This is a genomic window from Bacillus sp. KICET-1 (assembly GCF_027721405.1).
Classification (GTDB): Bacteria; Bacillota; Bacilli; order Bacillales; family Bacillaceae; genus Bacillus; species Bacillus velezensis.
Map to the genome: position 1 here is coordinate 2,805,454 of NZ_CP113515.1, position 21,016 is coordinate 2,826,469.

Here is a 21,016-nt window from a genome sequence, read left to right on the forward strand (position 1 = left end):
AGGCCTTTTACAGTTTGCCGGTTAAAAACTGAGCCTCACCAAGCCCGAAGCTCCAATCGGCGTTCCCGTTTTCTGTAATGGAAATCATGACGTCCTCGGGTGATATGCCGCATTCTGTTTTAAGCTGATCAGCCATCAGTTGATATAATGTTTCTTTTTGATGTTCGGTGCGCGCTTTGCTGACAATGCTGATGATGACAAGATCTTTGCTTCTTTTGAAACCGAGCCCGGTATCTTCAATGATAAGCTCATGAGGCCGATGCTGGTGAACGATCTGATAACGGTCCGTTACAGGGACGTCAAAAGCTTTAACCATGGCGTAATGGGCGGTATCCAGTAATTTTTTTAATGCTGCGTCATCCCGGCCTTCAATAACGTCAAAACGAAGTAATGGCATATTTTATTCCCCCTGATGGTTTTTTATAATGTCGCAACTTGTAAAAAAGTATAACAGTTAATCAAAATGTAATCAAATTATAACCAAAATATTTATACGTTAATGCAATATCAGAGAGAGGCACATGTTGTTACAATCGCCCAATCAATTTCCTCATTTTATGAATACGCTTAAGAATAGGCAGACATAAAGGAGGAAAAACATGTACCCTCGTCATGCATTGTATCGCGGGAATTTCGGTCCTGCCGGATTTCCGGCGAGAAGTCCTTTTTTGTTCGGCGCTCCTTTATTCGGCGGATTTTTAGGCGGTCTTCTCGGAGGCGTAATTGCCACAGGTTTTACAAGACCCCGCTATCCGTACGGGTTCGCCGGTTACGGATACGGAGGCGTCCCATACGGCGGTTTCGGTCCGGGAGCCGGCGGTTATCCGCCATTTTATTAAAGAAAAAACGGCCTGCATCGCGCGGGCCGTTTTTTTTATCTTAAAATCTCCACTTCCGATAAATTGTAGTCTTCCTGTTTTGAAAACATAACTTCAATCATCCCGTCTTTATAGACTGCTTTTGTTCCTTTCCGTTTGACGAGGCTCGGAAGGATGATTTCTTTTTTTCCTTCTCCCAGACTGCTGTTCTCTACAACGAGGCTGTGTGACGTATGCTTAATCCTGATACGGTCGAGTTCCTCTTGTTCTGCGGGAATTTTCGCAAAAACATGATCGGATGTTTCAAACAGGTCAATTTCCGGCTTGGGCGGTTCCGCTTCGACCGGATCGGCCTTTTTGGACATTGGGTCGCGAAAAGGGAACTGTCCGGCATAACCGGCGCCGAATACGCTTTCCATCACTCGGTTGACATATGTCTCGACATCTTTCGGATCAGCATTTTTAAACGTTTCTTTAGAGAACTGATTTTGGAAGGGAAAATATCTGTTCCAATCAAACACGGCATCTCACCCTTTCTTAACGGACAACATAGTATATGCCCGCCGGAAGCATCCCGTGATATAATATAATCTGTTTACAGAAAGGAAGGGGAAGGCCGTGCAAGGGAATAACGCAAGAAAAGGAATCATTTATACCGCTTGTTCTTTCGCCATGTGGGGGCTGTTTCCGGTCTATTGGAAACTTCTTGAACAAATACCCGCATTGGACATTTTAGCTCACCGGATTTTATGGTCATTTGTTTTTATGTGTGTGCTTTTAACTGTGCTTAAGAAGTGGAAAACCGGATGGCGTGAACTGCGTCTTTTGAAATCGGAAGGGGGCCTGCTGGCGCTTTTTTTCGCTTCCGTTTTAATTTCCGTTAATTGGTTTGTGTACATATGGGCCGTCAATCACGGCTTTTTGCTTGAAGCAAGTCTCGGGTACTACATTAATCCGCTCGTTTCCGTTCTTTTGGGCATCCTATTCTTAAAAGAAAAGCTTAACAAGATGCAAACAGCAGCCGTTTCTATTGCCGGGGCGGCCGTGATCATATCTGCGTTTCAATATGGCGCGGTTCCTTATATCGCATTGCTGCTTGCATTCAGCTTCGGCCTGTACGGCTTATGTAAAAAAAGAACCCGCATGTCCAGCACGATCGGACTGACGCTGGAGACGCTTTTGATTACCCCGGCTGCACTTATTTATTTAGGATATACAGCTGACGGGAGCACTTCCGGGTCCTTGGGGGCAGGAACATGGGCGCTCCTATTTTTCGCAGGCGTATTTACGGCCCTGCCGCTGTTACTGTTTGCGGAGGGGGCAAAGCGTCTGCCGCTGTATCAAGTCGGCATTTTGCAATATATAGCGCCGACCATTACCCTTATGCTCGGCGTATTTGTGTATCATGAACCGTTTTCCGGGCAAAAAGCGTTTACCTTCATTTGTATATGGGCAGCATTGCTTTTGTTTACCTTTTCACAGATCAAATGGAAGCGGCCGATAAAAAGCCGCTAAGCCTTTCGCTTTCCAGCGATAGCTTAAATTATGTATAATCATTACGAGTATGTAAAGGAGCTGTACAATGGGCACTGATAAAGACATAGCAAAAGCCTATCAGACACTGTGGAATAACCGCACTCTCCCGGCTTCAACTCTTGAAGAAGCGGAGAAGGCAATTGATCTTGAACTGCTTGATCAAAGAACACATCCGAGGCTCCGGAAGTCACCCGAGGAAAAGTTTGCTCTGGCGGTGCAGCGAATTGTAGATTCCCGGCTGCGGCCGATTGAGAAATATGAATTGGTTGAACTACATACGAAGCGTTTGCAATTTTTAAAAGAAGAAAGAGGGGAGCAGCTATGAAAGCGATCATAAAAGAAGATGTGCAAACTTCTTTAGAGCGATATGCCGATCGTCCTGTATATATCCATTTGGAAACAACGACCGGTTCTTATTCAGCGCATCTGAATGAGAAAAACATGACGGTTGTAGCCTATATACGCAATGCAAAAGTGACGTACCATCAGGCGAAAATCAAAGGAAACGGCCCGTACCGCGTCGGTTTGAAAACAGAAGAGGGCTGGATTTACGCAGAAGGTCTGACTGAGTATACAGTAGATGACGAAGACCGTCTGTTAATGGCAGGGCATCTGCCGGGCGGAAAATTGGCGATTTCGCTTCAAATCAGCGAAAAGCCGTTTACAGTTTAAAGAAAAGGGTGAAAATCATGAAAGAACATGTACTCGTCATCCTGCCTCACCCTGATGATGAATCATACGGAGTGGCAGGGCTGATTGCTTTACACAGACAAAAAGATATTCCCGTTACGTATGCATGCGCAACGCTTGGCGAAATGGGCCGAAACATGGGAGACCCTTTTTTCGCGAACCGTGAAACACTGCCGCTGTTAAGAAAGCAAGAGCTGATTGACGCATGCAAAGCAATGGACGTTACTGACCTGAGAATGCTCGGGCTTCGTGATAAAACACTTGAATTTGAAGATGACGAGTGGCTCGCGGATATGATGGAAGAGATTATCGACGATGTAAAACCGAGTCTGATTGTCACATTCTATCCGGAGCACGGCGTCCATCCGGATCATGATGCATGCGGCGAAGCGGTCATCAGAGCGCTTTACAGAAAGAAAAAAGAGGACCGCCCGCGCACGCTTTGCATGGCAATCACCCGCAACAGGGAGGAAGCCGTCGGCAAGCCTGATGTCATTCTTGATATTAAAGAGGTTGCCGATATTAAAATGAATGCCTTAAAAGCGCACCGCACCCAAACGGAAGGCATGCTGAGAGAGCTGGAAGAAAAAATAAAAAATAACGAGCCGGTTCTTCAGACATGGTTTGAAGAAGAAGTGTATTGGACATATCCGTGGAAAGACTGATAAAAAAAGGGATAAGGCTGAAATGCCTTATCCCTTTTTTTGTGTCAGATCGGAAGCGATCGCTTCCGCAAGCGAAGACCGTATTGATAAATTTGAAAAACTCAGTCCGAGCTGCACCGCGGTTTGGGCGATTTCAGGACGGATTCCGGATAATGTCGCTTTCACGCCGAGCATTCCGAGTGATTCAATTAAGGTGAAAAGCTGTTGGGCAACCATCGTATCAATCATGGCTACACCTGATAAATCAATGTACAGCTGCGTGATGCGCTTCTCTGAACACTGGTGCAGCGTATTCTCCAAAATCATTTTGGCTCTTGCCGTGTCAATATCCCCGATCAGCGGCAGCAGTCCGACATTGTCAAAAAGCACAATTACCGGCGAGCTCAGCTCGGTGATCAATTCTTTTTGCGCTTCAAGCTGAATGTTTGTGTTTTTATACATTTCCTCTATGAAAATATGAATGACCACATCAAACGATTTGATCAGCGTATGGAATATATCTTCGGCATCTTCTTCTGTCACGGTGTCCGAATGAAGTCTGGTAAACTGCTTGACATGGCCGACATACAAATCACGAACTCTGATAAACTCGCGAATAATATAATGGATGGGAGTTTTTAAATGTTCTTTATCCCGTGCGGCTTTAAACGCCCACTTTTCCAAGGCCGCTGTATATACTTCCTTCTCTTCAGAAAAAATCCGATTGAGCTGATAATTAAACGCCAGATTTTGTTTTTTCAGATTTGTGAGTACAGCCGGGTCAGTAGAAGCATAAACAGAATCAGGATCCGTTTCATGAAGCGTATCAAACCATGTCTGACTGATGTCCTCCGCCCGTTCAGTTAAATAATCGTACAGCAGTTTATGTTTTGGCATTGCTGCTCCTCCTTTATAAAATCATCATTTTTTTCACATAACGCTTTTGCAGTTTCATCAGTCTGAAGAATAAACCGACAGCTCCTGCGGCAAGTCCTGCAATTAACCCGATCCAGTAGCCGTATGCCCCGAGGCCCGTATAAGTGCCGACTGCGTAACCGAGCGGAAGCCCGATAATCCAATACGAAACAAAAGCCGCGCCGAGTGTATAGTTGACATCCTTATATCCTCTCAGAGCGCCTTGTATCGGAGCTGCTACGGCATCAGAAAGCTGGAAAAACAGCGCATAGATTAAAAAGTGCTGCGTCAACATGAGCACCGCCGGATCTGATGTATACATTCCGGCGATTTGCGGCCTGAACAGTAAAATGAAAGCCGCCGTGCATAAAGAAAAACTAAGCGCCATCACGATCCCGATATAGCTGTATGAGCGGGCATCTCTATAGCGATTTGCGCCTGCTTCAAAGCCGACTAAAATGGTCATGGCCATGGATACGCTGAGCGGCAGCATATACAAGAGGGAGGCAAAATTCATTGCCGCCTGGTGGGCTGCAATCGTCACCGTCTGAAAATGGCTCATAAGCAGTGTGACAGCCGCAAAAATGCTCGTTTCAAAAAATACCGCAAAACCGATAGGTAAACCGATTTTCAAAAGTTTTCTGCATTCAGACGGAGAAAAACGGTACAGTTTCCGAAATACAGAGTACCCGGCAAACGGCTCAAATCTGCAGACGATAAAAAAGCTGATGGCGCAAATACACCAGTAAGTCAGGGCAGAAGCGAGCCCCGCACCGACTCCGCCCAATGCCGGCATGTTGAATTTCCCGAAAATAAATACATAATTTAAAACAAAATTAATAGGCAATGAGCAAAGCGTAATAAGCATTGTGACTCGCGTTTTGCCGAGTGCATCAATAAACGAGCGCAAAACGGTGTACACAAACAAAGGAAAAATACCGAGGGATAAAAAGCCTAAAAAGTGTTTTGCGATCGTCCGGACACGAGGTTCCAGGCCCAAATGTCCCAAGATCATATCAACGGTGAAAAAGCCGATCAGGATAACCGCCGCACTGAGAACGGCCGCTACATAAACGGCCTGGATGACGGAAAACGGCACTTCCTTTTGTCTGCCGGCTCCAAACAGCTGCGAAACAACGGGCGTAACGGCCATTAATATTCCTGCAAGGCCCGTATAAACCGGCGTCCACAGGCTTGAACCGATTGCAACCCCGGCTAAATCGGCAGCGCTCACTTTCCCTGACATCACCGTATCCAAAAAGGTGATCAGGGAAAGGCCCGCCTGTGTGATTAAAATCGGAATGAAGATATGTAACAGCTGTCTGACCTTTTGGCCGATCGTGTTCGTTTCTCTCAAGTTAGGTTCCCCGTTTCTTTATTTTAACGAGAGAAATTATAACATTTTATGTATAAAAAGCAATGAAAGCCGGCCTACTCTTTTTTGTCCGGTTTCGGCTTTTTAAACATCTTGGCATAAATGAATGAAAGTGAAATGACCCCTAAAAAGGTGCAGATATATTGCATCAGCCGTGCGAATTCCATATGATGTGCGCCTCCTTTCATGATTATGGTGCACACAGCGGCGCATATCCATGCGCGCGATGCAGAAAATAGGGGAAAGGAGCTGATGTGACATGCGCCACACTCAAATGACGGAAAGCGCGTTTACCGCTGCCGTTCAAACGTATTTGAAACAAATTACAGAGGATGCCGGAATGATACTGCGGACATTGGATGAAAAAGACCAATGCCTTCTTTGCGAATTAGATGAACTGGGACATACGTTTCAGGAAATGCAGGCTGTCGCTTCGTCGTTTTACCTGCAGTCATATATCGAACATTTTACGCCTTCCTATACAGAGCTGGCGAGGGCCGTGCAGCATCTGGCGGAAGAAAAACACGGAGCGCTGATTGTGATTGAACGTGCAGATCCGCTGGACGGAATAATACAAAAAGGGACCAGCCTGCATGCCGAGATCAGTTCAGCTTTAATTGAGAGTATTTTTTATCCCGGCAATCCGCTTCACGACGGAGCCGTATTGGTCAGAGAAAACCGGGTTGTATCAGCAGCCAATGTGCTTCCGCTCACAACAAAACATGTCGATCTCAAATACGGGACGCGCCACAGGGCCGCGATGGGACTTTCGGCCGTGACTGATGCACTCGTGCTCGTTGTTTCAGAAGAAACGGGAAAAATGTCCTTTGCTAAAGACGGCGGACTGTATCCGCTTGTTTCGCCGCGGGCGCTTCATACGAAATAATAAGAAAATGGGAATATTGTACCCATTTAATATTAATAAGGTGAACATCTTTACCTTTTTCTGTATTGATGTTATCGTTTAAATATACATAAAATTTAAAAGAATAGGGAGTGGAAAGATGGCAAATGTATTGATGATCGGCTTTCCGGGAGAAGGCCATATCAATCCGTCTTTAGGAGTCGTAAAAGAACTGAAGGCAAAAGGGGAACATGTCGTATATTACGGCGTGAAGGAATATGAGAACAAAATCGCGTCAAGCGGAGCGGAATTCCGTGAATATGAAGATTTCCGAAAAGATGAATTCGGAAAAAACGCAACGGGTGATGAACAGCGGGACGCTACCGAGTTTTTACTATTAATGATTGAGACTTCCAAAAAAGCCGCTCTCCGTATTCTTGAAGAAGTAAAGGATGAATCCTACGACTACATCCTGTATGATCATCATTTTCTGGCAGGAAGGCTCGTGAGAAACCAGCTGAAACTGCCGGCATATTCACTTTGTACGACATTTGCAATGAATGAAGCATTTATTAAAGAAGTGTTTTCAAATACAAACCTTGTATCAGAGGAATCATCTCATTATCCGGCTTATACCGAAGCGGTCAGCCGGCTCAATGAAGAATTCAGCGCAGACATTAAAACGCCGTATGATATTTTCTCAAATGACGGCAGAAAAACCATCGTGTTTACTTCAAGAGCGTTTCAGCCGAAAGAAGAAGAGTTTGGCGAATCTTATCTCTTTGTCGGTCCGTCCATAACCGAAAGGGCGGCGGCTCAAGATTTCCCGTTTGAACAGCTTGAAGGAGAAAACGTCCTGTTTATTTCCATGGGCACGATTTTTAACAATCAGAAGGAATTGTTTAATAAATGCTTAAAAGCGGCCAGAAACTTTAACGGAAAAGCCGTCATGTCAATCGGCAAACATCTTGATCCGGCGGAGCTTGATGAAATTCCTGAGAATGTCATTGTAAAGCCTTATGTTCCGCAGCTTGAGATCCTGAAGAGAGCGGACTTATTTATCACTCACGGCGGAATGAACAGTACGAGCGAAGGGCTTTACTACAAAACCCCGATGATCGTCATTCCGATGGGCGCAGATCAGTTCGCCGTCGGAAGCCAAGTGGAAAACACGGGCGCGGGCAAGATGTTTAAAAAAGAAGATGTAACAGCGGAACTGCTCACTGAAGCAATAAAAGAATTGAGCGAAAATCCTGAATATCAGACAAAAGCTTCTGAAATCGGAGAATCCCTGAAAGCGGCCGGCGGAGCACAGCGTGCAGCGGAATTGATAGCAGAAGACGTGAAAACTGCCGAGACCCGGGTTCTGTAATCACAGCCGTCACCCGCTTCCTTTAAAGGAAGCGGGCTTTTTTTGATTGTTTTTCGGGAGGATTTTTCACGCCGTAAAGAGAATTGTATGAAAAACAGACAAGAAAGGTGGAATGTCGCGGAAAAAAGCCATGTTATGAAAATGATTCTAAAGTCTTTTGTTAAATGTTCTCAATTTATGTAAAATGTGTGGCATTGGTGATGATCTAAGGCCAAATGAATCGGAATTAATGTCGACTTCTGAATGAATCCTGCATAACAGGCGGCGTCCAAAGAAAAGGAACGTCCCTTTCAGCAATGATAAATAGGAGGTTTTTCGTTATATGAAGAAAAAAATCGCAGCCGGACTGGCTGTATCTGCAGTAATGACTTCAACCTTCGCCGTGCATCCCGCTGAAGCAAAAACCATTCAAGTAAAAAGCGGCGACTCTCTTTGGAAGCTTTCCCGGCAATATCATACAAGTATTTCAGCCCTGCAGGCGGAAAATAAACTGAAATCAACGATACTCCATCCCGGACAGCGGCTGCACATTCCTGACGGCAGCGGCACACATAAAACGGGTCAAAAAGGAAAACGAAGCACGGGTGCTTACACAGTTACATACGGAGACTCATTATGGGTGATCGCAAAAAAATACAAAATGAGCGTTTCTGAGCTGAGAAGCCTGAACCGTTTGAGTTCAGATGTCATCTATCCCGGCCAGAAACTGAAAATTAAAGGGTCTGCCGGCGGCACGGACGGAGGCGGCAGACAGACAAAGCCTGATAAAGGCGCATCAGGGACTTACACTGTGAAGCCGGGTGACTCGCTGTGGAAAATCGCCAATCAAACCGGCGTCACCATCGCCGAACTGAAAAAGCTGAATCAATTAACATCAGACATGCTGTATCCGAATCAAGTATTAAAGATCAAAGGTTCTTCACATAACGGAAACAGCGGCACAACACCGCCATCTCATTCAAACCCTTCTGAGAAGCCATCCACTTACAAAGTAAAAGCAGGCGATTCCCTCTGGAAAATTGCTAATCGGTTCGGCATCACCGCTCAGCTCATCAGAGAAAAAAATAAATTGACAACTGATGTGCTTCAAATCGGACAAGTTCTGGTGATTAACGGAACGGGAAAAACAGAAGATCCTGTGCGGCAGCCGGATAACAAACCGGCAAAGCCAAACAAGCCGAATACTCCCGAACCTCCGGTGACAGGGTCAAAGATTGACAGAATGATAGGCGAGGCGAAAAAACATGTCGGCGTGCCTTACCGCTGGGGAGGCAATACGCCTGCGGGCTTCGATTGCAGCGGTTACATCTATTACCTTTTAAATAAGGTAACCTCTGTTTCCCGTCTGAGCACGGCCGGATATTGGAATACGATGAAACATATCAGCCAGCCGTCAGCAGGCGACTTTGTCTTCTTTACGACATATAAAGCGGGCCCTTCTCATATGGGAATGTATTTGGGCGGAGGAGATTTTATTCACGCAAGCTCCTCCGGGGTTGAAGTTTCAAACTTAAGCAATCCGTATTGGAAAAAAGCGTATTTAGGAGCGCGCAGTTATTTTTAAAAAAAGCCTTTCGGGGCTTTTTTTGTTTACCATTTTCACGTTTTGACAAGACTGATGGGTAAAAAAATAAGGGGGAGGAAGCATGCATCGTCTCTTGCTTTTTCTCATGCTCGCATCAATTACGCTTTGCGGCTGCGGGGGGAGGCCCGCTCCTGTTCCGCCCAAAAAACATGAGGAAAGCCGCGCATTGGAAGCATCTGCATACCGTGAGCATGGCGGACTCATCAATCAAAACGGAAAAACGATCGGATATATCGAAGTGAGGGAATCTGATGATGAAGGGTCAGACATTCATATATCAGCGGGGCATCTGCCGCCCGGCGCTTCTCTCGGATTTCATATTTATGAAAAAGGGACATGTCAGGCACCTGATTTCGAATCAGCCGGGGGACCGTTCAACCCTTTGAGCAAAGAACACGGCTTCAACAATCCGATGGGTCATCACGCCGGGGATCTCCCCAATCTTGAAGTGGGGGCTGACGGTAAAGTGGATGTCATTATGAATGCGCCGCAAACTTCATTAAAAGAAGGGAGCAGACTCAGCCTGCTCGACCGGGACGGAAGCGCGTTCGTCATTCATGAACATACGGACGATTATTTAACAAACCCGAGCGGGAATTCCGGAGCCAGAATCGCCTGCGCTCCCCTGACAAAAAGCGCCCGCAGGGAATGAGCCCTTTTGTATTGAGTATACAAGGGCTTTTTTAGTATACTCGGTTATGGAATACAAATGGAAAGGAAACATCACCTATGACTTCAGAATTACAGCACCTATCACTTCCGGAAGATATACAAAACAAACTGCAGGCTTATCAAAATCATCCCGTTTCCCAAGAATTCCGGGATTTAATCGGATCATCAGGCTATGAGGCCGAAGATAAAGCGATTGTATTCGATGCCGTCATCGCTTTGACAATGGGAAAAAATATCTTATTAAAAGGACCGACGGGTTCAGGGAAAACAAAATTGGCGGAAACGCTTTCGAACTATTTTCATAAACCGATGCACAGCGTCAACTGCTCCGTAGACCTCGATGCAGAAGCGCTTGTCGGCTATAAAACGATTGAAAATGATCAGGGACAGGCGACAATTGAATTCGTTCCCGGACCTGTAACAACCGCAATGAACGAGGGACATTTTTTATACATTGACGAAATCAATATGGCAAAGCCTGAAACCCTTCCGATTCTAAACGGCGTGCTTGATTACAGAAAAATGATGACAAATCCCTTTACAGGAGAAGTGATTAAGGCAAGCGAAGGATTCGGTGTTATCGCCGCGATTAATGAAGGCTACGTCGGCACCGTTCCGCTGAACGAAGCCCTTAAGAACCGTTTTGTCATCATTGATGTTCCGTATATTAAAGGAAGCCTCCTGAAACAGGTGCTGACCTCTCAGTCTGTCTTAAAAGATGAGAAATTAATTGAACGCTTTATGACGCTGTCTTCTGATTTAATCGCACAAGCGCATAACGGACAAGTGTCAGAAGAAGCGGCGTCCATCAGGGCTCTCATTGATACGTGCGACTTGGCTGCGTACATCCCGCCGAAACGGGCGATTGAAAGAGGCATCGTGGAAAAACTTGATGACGACAGGGAAAAAGCCGCTGTCAGAAATATTGCAGAAACGCTGTTCGAATGAGGGACATACAATGAAGTTTATCAAATTTAACGACAGCACGATTGATTCGTTTTTGTTCATGATGCTGACTGACCTGGCCAAAACACTGACCAGAAGCAGTGAAGTTGAAGTGGAATACGGCGTGCAGTCTTACTACAATCCCTTTGAAAAGAAAATTTACATGAGCCACTTTTGGAAAGACCGATCAGCCGGGGATATGGAAGCCGGCCTGAAAAGCGATGTCTATTTGCGCGCTGTCGGAACACGCAGCAGCTCATTTCGGGAATTTGCGGGGTTTTTAAATGACGTTCACCGGCACTTCACCCGCCAAAGCTTTGCCAAGCAGCTGTTTATGCTGCTTGAGGATATCAGAATTGAAGAGCTGATCAAAAAAGAACGGCCGGGAACGAAACGTGTTTTTCAGAAGCGGAGGGAGATGTACAGGAAATATTTCACGACGCAGCTGACATTGAATTTAGAACGGAGCATTTTCACCGACGCTTTGTATTGCGCGATGTTTGTCAAGCTGACAGCTGAGTCTCCGCTTGAAGGCATTCCTTCCATGCATGAACATATTGATATGATGATACCGTATATTGAACGTCAGCTCATCCGGGTGTATGAGGCGGATTCTACGGAACAAATCGCAAGAATAACGGAAGACCTCATGGAAGGCCTTGATGAAGTGCTTGAGAAAGATATGCTGAACACGTACTTTTTTCTGCCGGAACTTGATTACGAAAAAGCGGCTGAAGAGCCTTTATTCGAAAGCGTAAAAAAAGCGCCTTCGTTAAGTGACGATCTCACGCTCCCTGAGTCTTCCGACGGAGATGAAGAAATCCTTGAAGAGAAAATGAATACGTGGCACCGGGAAACCGAAGCGCCGTCAAAAAGTTTCCTTCAATTTGATATTGAGCACGGCGCGAAATCAGATCTTGGGAAAGACGCGGCCAGAGAAGGCGATGACGGTGACCAGGCGCTCGGCTCCGTTCAAGGCTCCGCACGTCAGACGAAAAGAGAGGATTACTCCAAACTGGAAGCGCTTGAATCCATTCAGGATGAACATAAGGGCGCGGGGCTGGCTGACGGAAAAGAAAACAAATTTGCCTTCCCGGTTTATCAAACGCCTCATAAAGCGTCTCCTGAAGAGGAGCAGTCTTATAAAGAACAGGCAAAAACGATAGAATCATATCAAAAACGCCTGAAGCAGATGATACAAAAAACACTTGAGCACAAAAAAACGCTCCCGCGGACCGACCTTCACGCAGGCCGGCTGAATCGCAAACTGATCCGTTATTTTACGGAGCGGAACCCGCGCCTTTTCTATAAAAAGCAGGACCCATCTTCAGACATTGACGCCGTTTTTACATTGCTTGTCGATTGTTCGGCCAGCATGTTCGACAAAATGGATGAAACAAAAAGAGGGATCGTTCTTTTTCATGAAGCCTTGAAATCAGTGTCCGTACCGCACCAGATCGTCGGATTTTGGGAGGATACGAACGAAGCGACCGAAACGAGCCAGCCGAATTTCTTCAATACCGTCATTCCGTTTGAAGAGTCGCTGCTGCAGGCGGCGGGTCCGCTGATCATGCAGCTTGCGCCTGAAGAAGATAACAGAGACGGGTACGCCATCAGACAAATGACGAAACAGCTGATGCGGCGGAGTGAGGCGCAAAAATTTTTAATCGTGTTTTCAGACGGAGAGCCGGCAGCATTCGGATACGAACAAAACGGCATCGTCGATACGAGCGAGGCTGTCATCGAAGCGAGAAAAAAAGGGATAGAAGTCATAAATGTTTTTCTGTCCAATACTGCGATAGAAGAATCACAGATGAAAACCATTCAGGATATGTACGGAAAGTACAGTATTTTTGTTCCGGATGTCGATCAGCTGCCCGATGTACTGTATCCGCTCTTGAAAAAACTGCTTCATAAAAGCATAGGATAGGCTTTTTCCTATGCTTTTTCGCTTTTTATTTTAAAATGATTTAATTTTTTCGGTATTGATCTGTTTTTTTTACTATTTTGTGAACAATCAAGGTAGAATCCAAACGCAATCAGTGGTAAAATATCCTTGGAAGCGTTTTTATTACATAATTTTGGGCACAGCGTTCAAAAGTTATTTCAAGATAGTGAATTGATCACTTGATTATCTAGGTTGGGGGTAATATTCAAATGTTTCAAAATAATATGAAACAAAGAATGAATTGGGAAGATTTTTACGGACCGAACCTCGGCTACGCACTGGAGCTGTACGACCAATATGCTGAAGATCCAGACAGCATTGATCCGGATCTGAAAGACATGTTTGACGAACTCGGCGCTCCGCCAAGCCAAATAAAAGAGGCATCGGGAACAAAGGAACAGGGACGCGTCACCGCAGATCTGATTCAAAAGATCGCAGCAGCAGTTAAACTTGCAGAAGATATTCGAACCTATGGCCATCTGAACGCTTCCGTCAATCCGCTCAGAAAGGATCCGAAAAAGAGCGAGCTCTTTCCGTTATCCGAGTACGGGCTTACAGAAGAAGAAATGAAAGCAATACCCGCGTCTGTCATCTGTAAAGACGCACCTGCCAATATAACAAACGGCTTAGAAGCCATCCAGCATTTACGCAATACCTATAAAAGAACCATCTCCTTCGAGTTTGACCATGTGCATGATTTCGAAGAGCGCGCATGGATTACAAAAATGGTCGAATCCGGAGAACTGTTCCGGAAAAATTCACCGGAAAAACTGTCAGCCGTTTTAGAAAGACTGACGGAAGTAGAAGGATTTGAACAATTTTTACACCGGACATTCGTCGGTCAGAAGCGTTTCTCAATTGAGGGATTAGACGCGCTTGTGCCGGTTCTTGACGACATTATCGCCCAGTCTGTGAAAGCGGGCACAACCAATGTCAATATCGGGATGGCGCACAGAGGCCGTTTAAATGTGCTTGCGCATGTGCTCGGCAAACCGTATGAGATTATTTTCTCGGAATTCCAGCACGCGCCGAATAAAGACCTTGTGCCGTCTGAAGGATCGACCGGCATCAGCTACGGCTGGACGGGCGATGTAAAATATCACCTCGGTGCAGACAGACAGCTTCAGGATGCTGAAACCAAAAGCGCGCGGATTACGCTTGCAAATAACCCGAGCCACTTGGAATTCATCAATCCGATTGTGGAAGGAAGCACGCGGGCGGCACAGGAAACAAGAACGCAAAAGGGGTACCCGGTTCAAGACGAAACAAAATCGCTCGCCATTTTAATTCACGGTGACGCAGCGTTTCCGGGAGAAGGCATTGTCGCCGAGACGCTGAACTTAAGCTCTCTGAAAGGCTATCAGGTCGGCGGGGCCATTCATATCATCGCCAATAATATGATCGGCTTTACAACAGAAAGCGATGAATCACGGTCCACGAAATATGCCAGTGATTTGGCGAAGGGCTACGAAATCCCGATCGTTCACGTCAACGCGGATGATCCGGAAGCATGCCTGTCAGCCGTTAAATTTGCGGTTGAATACCGGAAGCGGTTCAATAAAGATTTCTTAATCGATTTAATCGGGTACAGACGGTACGGCCACAATGAAATGGATGAGCCGTCAACGACACAGCCGATGCTGTATGACGCCGTCAGAAAACACCCGACTGTCAAGCGGATCTTTGCGGAAAAACTCGTAAGTGAAGGACTGATCAGCGAGGAAAAAGCGCAAAACATCGAAACGGCAGTGACAAAACGTATTGAAGACGCCTATAAAAAGGTGCCCGCCAAAAAAGAAGACGCCGTACGGGAAATTGAATTGCCGGAACCGGTGTCCAACGGTTTTCCAGACGTTGACACAGCCATTGATTTTGATGTTCTCCGCAAGCTGAACGGCGAACTTATCAACTGGCCGGAATCTTTTAACGTGTTCGGCAAGCTGAAAAGAATCCTGGAAAGACGTGCAAAAGCGTTTGATGATGACCGTAAAGTTGAATGGTCATTGGCTGAATTGCTTGCGTTTGCTTCCATTTTGAAAGACGGCACGCCGATCCGGCTGACCGGACAGGATTCAGAGCGCGGAACGTTCGCTCAAAGAAACCTTGTGCTGCATGACAGCGAAACAGGAGAAGAATTTGTTGCCCTCCATCACTTAGACGACTGCGCTGCTTCATTTACGGTGCATAACAGCCCGCTCTCTGAAGGATCGGTTCTCGGCTTTGAATATGGATACAACGTGTATTCGCCTGAAACGCTTGTGATGTGGGAGGCGCAGTACGGGGACTTTGCCAATGCGGCTCAAGTCTATTTTGATCAATTCATATCTGCAGGACGGGCAAAATGGGGACAAAAATCAGGCCTGGTCATGCTGCTGCCTCACGGTTACGAAGGGCAGGGCCCTGAACACTCCAGCGGCCGCGTCGAGCGGTTCCTGCAGCTGGCGGCGGAAAACAACTGGACGGTGGCCAACCTGACAAGTGCGGCTCAGTATTTCCACATTTTAAGAAGACAAGCGAAAATGCTGCTTCGTGAGGAAATCCGCCCGCTTGTGATCATGACGCCGAAGAGCCTGCTGCGTAACCCGAATACGGTATCTGAAGTGCAGGAACTGAGCGAAAGCCGATTCAAGCCTGTCTATGAGCAGTCCGGACTTTCCCATGCTTACGAAAAAGTGACTCGCGTCGTATTATCAAGCGGAAAAGTGTCAATTGATATCAGCGATCACTTCAACAAAATGGAAGGCGATAAGGATTGGCTTCATATTGCCAGAATCGAACAGCTGTATCCGTTCCCGGCAAAAGATACGAAGGAGCTTTTCGCCAAACTGCCGAACCTGCAAGAGATCGTTTGGGTTCAGGAAGAGCCGCAGAACATGGGGGCATGGAGTTATATCAGCCCGTATCTGACGGAAATCGCGCCAAAAGGAGTAAATGTCCAATACATCGGCCGAAGAAGACGATCCAGTCCCGCAGAAGGAGATCCGACAGTCCACAAAAAAGAACAGGAACGCATTGTATCTGATAGCTTGACTCGCAAAAACTAAGGGGGAAATGAAAAAATGGCGGAAATTAAGGTACCTGAATTAGCAGAATCAATCTCAGAAGGAACGATAGCCCAATGGTTAAAGCAGCCCGGTGATTATGTAGAACAGGGTGAGTACTTGCTTGAACTGGAGACGGACAAAGTAAATGTTGAATTGACAGCAGAAGAATCGGGTGTTCTAAAAGAGGTATTGAAAGATTCGGGTGATACCGTCCAAGTAGGAGAAATTATCGGTACCATTACAGAAGGCGCTGGCGAAAGTTCTGCACCCGCCCCTTCAGAAAGTGCTCCAGCCAATGAACAAACGAAAGAGGAAGCAAAAGCTGAACCTGCTGCACAAGAAGTCAGCCAGGAAGCACAATCAGAAGCGAAATCCAGAACGATAGCGTCTCCGGCTGCACGCAAGCTGGCAAGGGAAAAAGGGATTGATCTATCACAAATTCCGACGGGGGACCCGCTCGGCCGCGTGCGCAAACAAGATGTGGAAGCTTATGAAAAACCGGCTTCAAAACCTGCGGCACAGCCGAAACAGCAGGCTCAAAAAACACAGCAAAGCTTTGACAAACCTGTCGAAGTGCAAAAAATGTCCCGCCGCAGACAGACGATCGCGAAACGATTGGTTGAAGTGCAGCAGACTTCTGCGATGCTGACTACATTTAACGAAGTTGACATGACGGCCGTTATGAATCTAAGAAAACGCCGTAAAGACCAATTCCTTGAGCAAAACGATGTAAAACTCGGTTTCATGTCGTTCTTTACAAAAGCCGTCGTGGCTGCATTGAAAAAATTCCCGCTCCTTAACGCTGAAATTCAAGGCGATGAGCTGATCGTGAAAAAATTCTATGACATCGGTATCGCTGTCGCGGCTGAAGAAGGGCTTGTCGTCCCAGTCGTGCGTGACGCTGACCGCCTGACGTTTGCCGGCATTGAAAGAGAGATCGGCGAACTTGCGAAAAAAGCGCGAAACAATAAATTAACATTAGGTGAGCTGCAAGGAGGCTCCTTCACGATCACAAACGGAGGTACATTCGGATCGCTTATGTCAACACCAATCCTAAACAGCCCTCAGGTTGGGATCTTAGGTATGCACAAAATTCAGCTGCGCCCAGTAGCGATTGATGCGGAGCGCTCTGAAAACCGTCCGATGATGTACATCGCTTTATCATATGATCACAGAATTGTAGATGGTAAAGAAGCGGTCGGATTCCTTGTCACCATTAAAAACCTGCTTGAAGATCCGGAACAGCTGTTGCTGGAAGGATAATTTGAGACAGACAAAAAGTACACTGCCCTTACAAGCAGTGTACTTTTTTTATTGAGAGAAGGGGAGAATTTATATGAAAAGCTGTTATCCGCTTGAGATCGAATTTGAATATAATGAAGAATTGCATTCTATCACTCCGGTTCTTCTGCAAGACGAACATGACACGATATTAATAGACTGCGGATATCCCGGTTTTACAAACCATCTTCAACATGCTGCCGTCCGGCATGGAATGTCGCTTCATTCATTGACAAAAATTATTGTAACGCATCACGACATAGACCATATCGGCTCACTCGCTGCATTACACCGTTTGCATCCGGATGTCAGCGTGACAGCACATGAGCGTGAAGCGCCGTATATTGACGGCTCTAAAAAATCTTTACGGCTTGAGCAGGCTGAATCAACGTTTTGTTCATTGCCAGAGGATGCAAAGCCTTATGCAAAACAGTTCATCCGCTCGCTTCAATCAGTCGAATCGGCTCCAGTTCACCGGACAGTTACTGACGGCGAGCTGCTGCCTTGGTGCGGAGGCATTCGCGTTGTAGCCACGCCGGGTCATACACCCGGCCATATCAGTCTTTATCTGCCTGCCGAAAAAACTATGGTCACAGGTGATGCGGTCGTCATTGAAGACGGAAAGCTGAACCTTGCTAATCCTAGCTATACGTTACATATGGATGATGCGGTCCGTTCTGTGCAGCGGCTGCTCGATTACGATATCCGCCAATTGATTTGTTATCATGGAGGTTTATTTCAGGGGGATGTAAAAAAAGCGCTTTTGCGTCTGTTTCATGATCTCCAGAATAAAAAAGGATAGGAGCGGCCAGTCTATCCTATCCTTGTTCAGTTATGAAAACGGAATCTTTGCCGTTTCTTCTACTTCGGCGCTGTTTTTCTCTTTTTTCTTAGACCAGTAGGTGGCAAGAACAGACCCCGACAGATTGTGCCATATGCTGAAAATTGCGCTCGGCACTGCTGACAAAGGGGAGAAATGCGCTGTCGCAAGCGCTGCGCCCAGTCCGGAGTTTTGCATTCCGACTTCGATCGCAATCGCTTTTTGTGAAGCATAATCCATTTTGAACAGCTTTGCAGTCAGGAATCCTAACAAATATCCGATTCCGTTATGTAAGATGACGACAGACACAATCAGCAGTCCTGATTGAAGCAGATGCTCACGATTTACGCTGACAACAGAGGATACAATCGCTACAATGCCGATTACCGACACGAGAGGAAGCGCGTGCACGGCTTGTCCGACCTGTTTTTTGAAGAACAGCTTCACAATCACCCCGAGGACGATCGGCAAAAGCACGGCTTGCATAATGGAAACAAACAGTGAACCGAAAGAAACGGGGAGCCACTCTTTCGCAAACAGCATAATAAGTGCCGGCGTTACAATAGGAGCAAGCAATGTTGAGATCGTGGTGACCGCAACAGAAAGCGCCGTATTGCCTTTCGCCAAAAATGTCATGACGTTTGATGCCGTACCGCCCGGACAGCATCCGACCAGAATGACGCCCGCGGCGATTTCTGCGGGGAGGCGGAGCCCGATTGATAAACAGAAAGCCGTAAGCGGCATAATCGTAAACTGGGCAGCGACTCCGATCACGACATGCCAAGGCTTTCTGATTAATTCTTTAAAATCGTCTGCTTGAAGAGTAAGCCCCATCCCAAACATAATAATACCAAGGAAAATCGTCATATAAGAACTGATCCAAGAAAACAAATCAGGGCAGGCGAATCCTAAACCGGCAAAGACGATAACCCACAAGCCAAAGGTTTGGCCCGCAAACCCGCTTATTTTTTTCAGCCATTCCATAAACACAGCTCCTTTTACATTCAATCAATCAGTCAGAAAATATGACTGACTTTTCTGTATTCCATTATAAATAATTTTCTGAATAATTCAATATTTAATATAAGTTTTCAATAAAATTATTATGTAAACTAACATCTTCTTGACTATTCAGACATATATTCTTACAATTGATTTTTATACTGAAATGAATTGGGAGTGCTGAAGTGAAAGAAGCTAATCAATGGTCATCTAAGCTGGGATTTATTTTAGCTACGGCCGGCTCTGCAATCGGGCTCGGCGCAATATGGAAGTTCCCTTACGTAGCGGGAACCAGCGGAGGCGGCGCTTTTCTGCTTGTTTTTATTTTATTTACTGTTTTAATCGGACTGCCGCTTTTGCTTGCTGAATTTATTATCGGCAGAAAAACACAAAAAAATGCCGTTGAATCCTATAAGGCGCTCGCGCCGGGGAAAAAGTGGCACTGGATCGGATATCTCGGAATCATTACGTGTTTTATTCTATTATCCTTCTACAGCGTAGTGGGGGGATGGATATTAATCTACATTATAAAAGGCTTTACAGGCGGCTTATCGCTTTCTTCGGGATTTGATACGTTATTTATCGATACCATTTCAAACCCTTATGCAGCCGTTTTCGGCCAGCTGCTGTTTATCGTGCTGACGATTTTAGTTGTGGCAAAAGGGGTGAGCAGCGGCATCGAAAAGGTAAGCCAGGTGCTGATGCCGGCTCTGTTTATTCTGTTTATTCTTTTAATGATCCGCTCCGTTACGCTGCATGATGCAGCGAAGGGATTAAAATTCTTCTTCATGCCTGATTTTGGCGCGATGGATGCCAATACCATTTTATATGCGATGGGACAATCATTTTTCTCGTTAAGCGTCGGAGTGTCCGTAATGGTTACATACAGCGCATATTTAGAAAAAGAAGAAAATATTGTTCAATCCGCCGTATCGGTGACGGTATTAAATGTCCTTGTTGCTGTGATGGCGGGAGTGGCGATTTTTCCGGCGGTGTTTGCATTCGGCCTCAAGCCGGATCAAGGCCCGCAGCTTTTATTTAACGTGCTGCCGACTGTCTTTAACCAAATGCCGTTGGGCATCGTGTTTTTACTCGCCTTTTTGCTGCTGTTTTTATTTGCGACGCTGACATCGGCTTTTTCAATGCTTGAAATTTTAGTTGCTGTTTTGTCAAAAGGCGATTCGGCAAAACGGAAGCGGTATGCATGGATCGGGGGACTTGCTATATTTATTGTCGGGGTCCCTTCGGCGCTGTCGTACGGAATTTTGAGTGATGTTTCTATTTTTCACCGCAGTATTTTTGACGCTGCGGATTTTCTGGTCAGCAATGTCTTAATGCCGCTGGGCGCGCTTTTAATTGCCGTTTTCGTACCGCTGAAAATTCCGAAACAGATGTTGTTTGACGAACTGAAAAGCGGTTCCGGTATAAAACGAAAATGGTTTGCAGTCTGGCTCCTATTAATCCGTTATGTGGCTCCTGTAGCCATTATTATCGTTTTTCTGCACGTGCTTGGTATTTTTTAAAC

General features: G+C 46.0%; 20 protein-coding genes. 15 read left to right on the forward strand and 5 right to left on the reverse strand.

Features of this window, described 5'->3' with window-relative positions:
- Positions 1 to 7: 7 nt before the first annotated feature.
- Positions 8 to 397, reverse strand: coding sequence for a tautomerase family protein (locus OVA33_RS14465; protein WP_003153733.1), 390 nt, complete (start codon positions 395 to 397; stop codon positions 8 to 10).
- Positions 398 to 599: 202 nt separating this feature from the next.
- Between OVA33_RS14465 and OVA33_RS14470 the strand changes: the two genes are divergently transcribed.
- The gene (locus tag OVA33_RS14470; protein WP_003153736.1) at positions 600 to 839 is read left to right on the forward strand and encodes a hypothetical protein; all 240 of its coding nucleotides are present in this window, start codon (positions 600 to 602) and stop codon (positions 837 to 839) included.
- 35 nt (positions 840 to 874) lie between these two features.
- Here the strand turns inward: OVA33_RS14470 and OVA33_RS14475 are convergent, their stop codons facing one another.
- Positions 875 to 1,339: a hypothetical protein gene (locus OVA33_RS14475; RefSeq protein WP_014418128.1), complete on the reverse strand. Its 465-nt coding sequence runs from the start codon at positions 1,337 to 1,339 to the stop codon at positions 875 to 877.
- 97 nt (positions 1,340 to 1,436) lie between these two features.
- On the opposite strand from OVA33_RS14475, the gene rarD reads away from it, so the two are divergent.
- From rarD to bshB2, 4 genes are all read left to right on the forward strand, one after another.
- Positions 1,437 to 2,333: an EamA family transporter RarD gene (gene rarD / locus OVA33_RS14480; RefSeq protein WP_012117756.1), complete on the forward strand. Its 897-nt coding sequence runs from the start codon at positions 1,437 to 1,439 to the stop codon at positions 2,331 to 2,333.
- Between the two features lie 67 nt (positions 2,334 to 2,400).
- A complete protein-coding gene (locus tag OVA33_RS14485) occupies positions 2,401 to 2,679 on the forward strand; it encodes a hypothetical protein (RefSeq protein ID WP_017417975.1) in 279 nt (92 codons plus the stop codon).
- The gene (locus tag OVA33_RS14490) at positions 2,676 to 3,026 is read left to right on the forward strand and encodes a YojF family protein (protein ID WP_007611980.1); all 351 of its coding nucleotides are present in this window, start codon (positions 2,676 to 2,678) and stop codon (positions 3,024 to 3,026) included. The genes OVA33_RS14485 and OVA33_RS14490 overlap by 4 nt, the downstream gene beginning before the upstream one ends.
- A gap of 17 nt (positions 3,027 to 3,043) precedes the next feature.
- Positions 3,044 to 3,709, forward strand: a complete 666-nt coding sequence (gene bshB2 / locus OVA33_RS14495) for a bacillithiol biosynthesis deacetylase BshB2 (protein WP_007407961.1) — start codon at positions 3,044 to 3,046, stop codon at positions 3,707 to 3,709.
- A 27-nt stretch (positions 3,710 to 3,736) separates the two neighbouring features.
- Here bshB2 and OVA33_RS14500 read toward each other — a convergent pair whose 3' ends face one another.
- Together OVA33_RS14500 and OVA33_RS14505 are read right to left on the reverse strand one after the other, a co-directional pair.
- Complete coding sequence (locus tag OVA33_RS14500) at positions 3,737 to 4,585, reverse strand: STAS domain-containing protein (protein ID WP_017417974.1); 849 nt, start codon at positions 4,583 to 4,585, stop codon at positions 3,737 to 3,739.
- A gap of 13 nt (positions 4,586 to 4,598) precedes the next feature.
- A complete protein-coding gene (locus tag OVA33_RS14505) occupies positions 4,599 to 5,960 on the reverse strand; it encodes an MATE family efflux transporter (protein ID WP_014418126.1) in 1,362 nt (453 codons plus the stop codon).
- A 277-nt stretch (positions 5,961 to 6,237) separates the two neighbouring features.
- Here OVA33_RS14505 and cdaS point away from each other — a divergent pair, with 277 nt between their 5' ends.
- The 9 genes from cdaS to OVA33_RS14550 all read left to right on the forward strand — a co-directional run bounded on the left by cdaS (position 6,238) and on the right by OVA33_RS14550 (position 18,471).
- On the forward strand, positions 6,238 to 6,864 hold the full coding sequence (cdaS, locus tag OVA33_RS14510; protein ID WP_017417972.1) for a sporulation-specific diadenylate cyclase CdaS: 627 nt from the start codon (positions 6,238 to 6,240) through the stop codon (positions 6,862 to 6,864).
- Positions 6,865 to 6,982: 118 nt separating this feature from the next.
- Positions 6,983 to 8,194, forward strand: coding sequence for a macrolide family glycosyltransferase (locus OVA33_RS14515; RefSeq protein WP_017417971.1), 1,212 nt, complete (start codon positions 6,983 to 6,985; stop codon positions 8,192 to 8,194).
- A gap of 322 nt (positions 8,195 to 8,516) precedes the next feature.
- Positions 8,517 to 9,758, forward strand: a complete 1,242-nt coding sequence (locus OVA33_RS14520) for a C40 family peptidase (RefSeq protein ID WP_017417970.1) — start codon at positions 8,517 to 8,519, stop codon at positions 9,756 to 9,758.
- Between the two features lie 82 nt (positions 9,759 to 9,840).
- Complete coding sequence (locus OVA33_RS14525) at positions 9,841 to 10,431, forward strand: superoxide dismutase family protein (RefSeq protein ID WP_017417969.1); 591 nt, start codon at positions 9,841 to 9,843, stop codon at positions 10,429 to 10,431.
- A gap of 77 nt (positions 10,432 to 10,508) precedes the next feature.
- The gene (locus OVA33_RS14530) at positions 10,509 to 11,399 is read left to right on the forward strand and encodes an AAA family ATPase (RefSeq protein ID WP_017417968.1); all 891 of its coding nucleotides are present in this window, start codon (positions 10,509 to 10,511) and stop codon (positions 11,397 to 11,399) included.
- Positions 11,400 to 11,409: 10 nt separating this feature from the next.
- Entirely contained in the window at positions 11,410 to 13,326 is a 1,917-nt protein-coding gene (locus OVA33_RS14535) for a nitric oxide reductase activation protein NorD (protein WP_017417967.1), read from the forward strand.
- Positions 13,327 to 13,553: 227 nt separating this feature from the next.
- Positions 13,554 to 16,388, forward strand: coding sequence for a 2-oxoglutarate dehydrogenase E1 component (sucA, locus tag OVA33_RS14540; RefSeq protein WP_017417966.1), 2,835 nt, complete (start codon positions 13,554 to 13,556; stop codon positions 16,386 to 16,388).
- Between the two features lie 15 nt (positions 16,389 to 16,403).
- Entirely contained in the window at positions 16,404 to 17,651 is a 1,248-nt protein-coding gene (odhB, locus tag OVA33_RS14545; protein WP_014418119.1) for a 2-oxoglutarate dehydrogenase complex dihydrolipoyllysine-residue succinyltransferase, read from the forward strand.
- A gap of 73 nt (positions 17,652 to 17,724) precedes the next feature.
- On the forward strand, positions 17,725 to 18,471 hold the full coding sequence (locus OVA33_RS14550) for an MBL fold metallo-hydrolase (RefSeq protein WP_025649770.1): 747 nt from the start codon (positions 17,725 to 17,727) through the stop codon (positions 18,469 to 18,471).
- Between the two features lie 30 nt (positions 18,472 to 18,501).
- Here OVA33_RS14550 and OVA33_RS14555 read toward each other — a convergent pair whose 3' ends face one another.
- Complete coding sequence (locus tag OVA33_RS14555; RefSeq protein WP_017417964.1) at positions 18,502 to 19,473, reverse strand: bile acid:sodium symporter family transporter; 972 nt, start codon at positions 19,471 to 19,473, stop codon at positions 18,502 to 18,504.
- 203 nt (positions 19,474 to 19,676) lie between these two features.
- On the opposite strand from OVA33_RS14555, the gene OVA33_RS14560 reads away from it, so the two are divergent.
- A complete protein-coding gene (locus OVA33_RS14560; RefSeq protein WP_007407975.1) occupies positions 19,677 to 21,014 on the forward strand; it encodes a sodium-dependent transporter in 1,338 nt (445 codons plus the stop codon).
- The last annotated feature ends 2 nt before the right edge of the window (positions 21,015 to 21,016 follow it).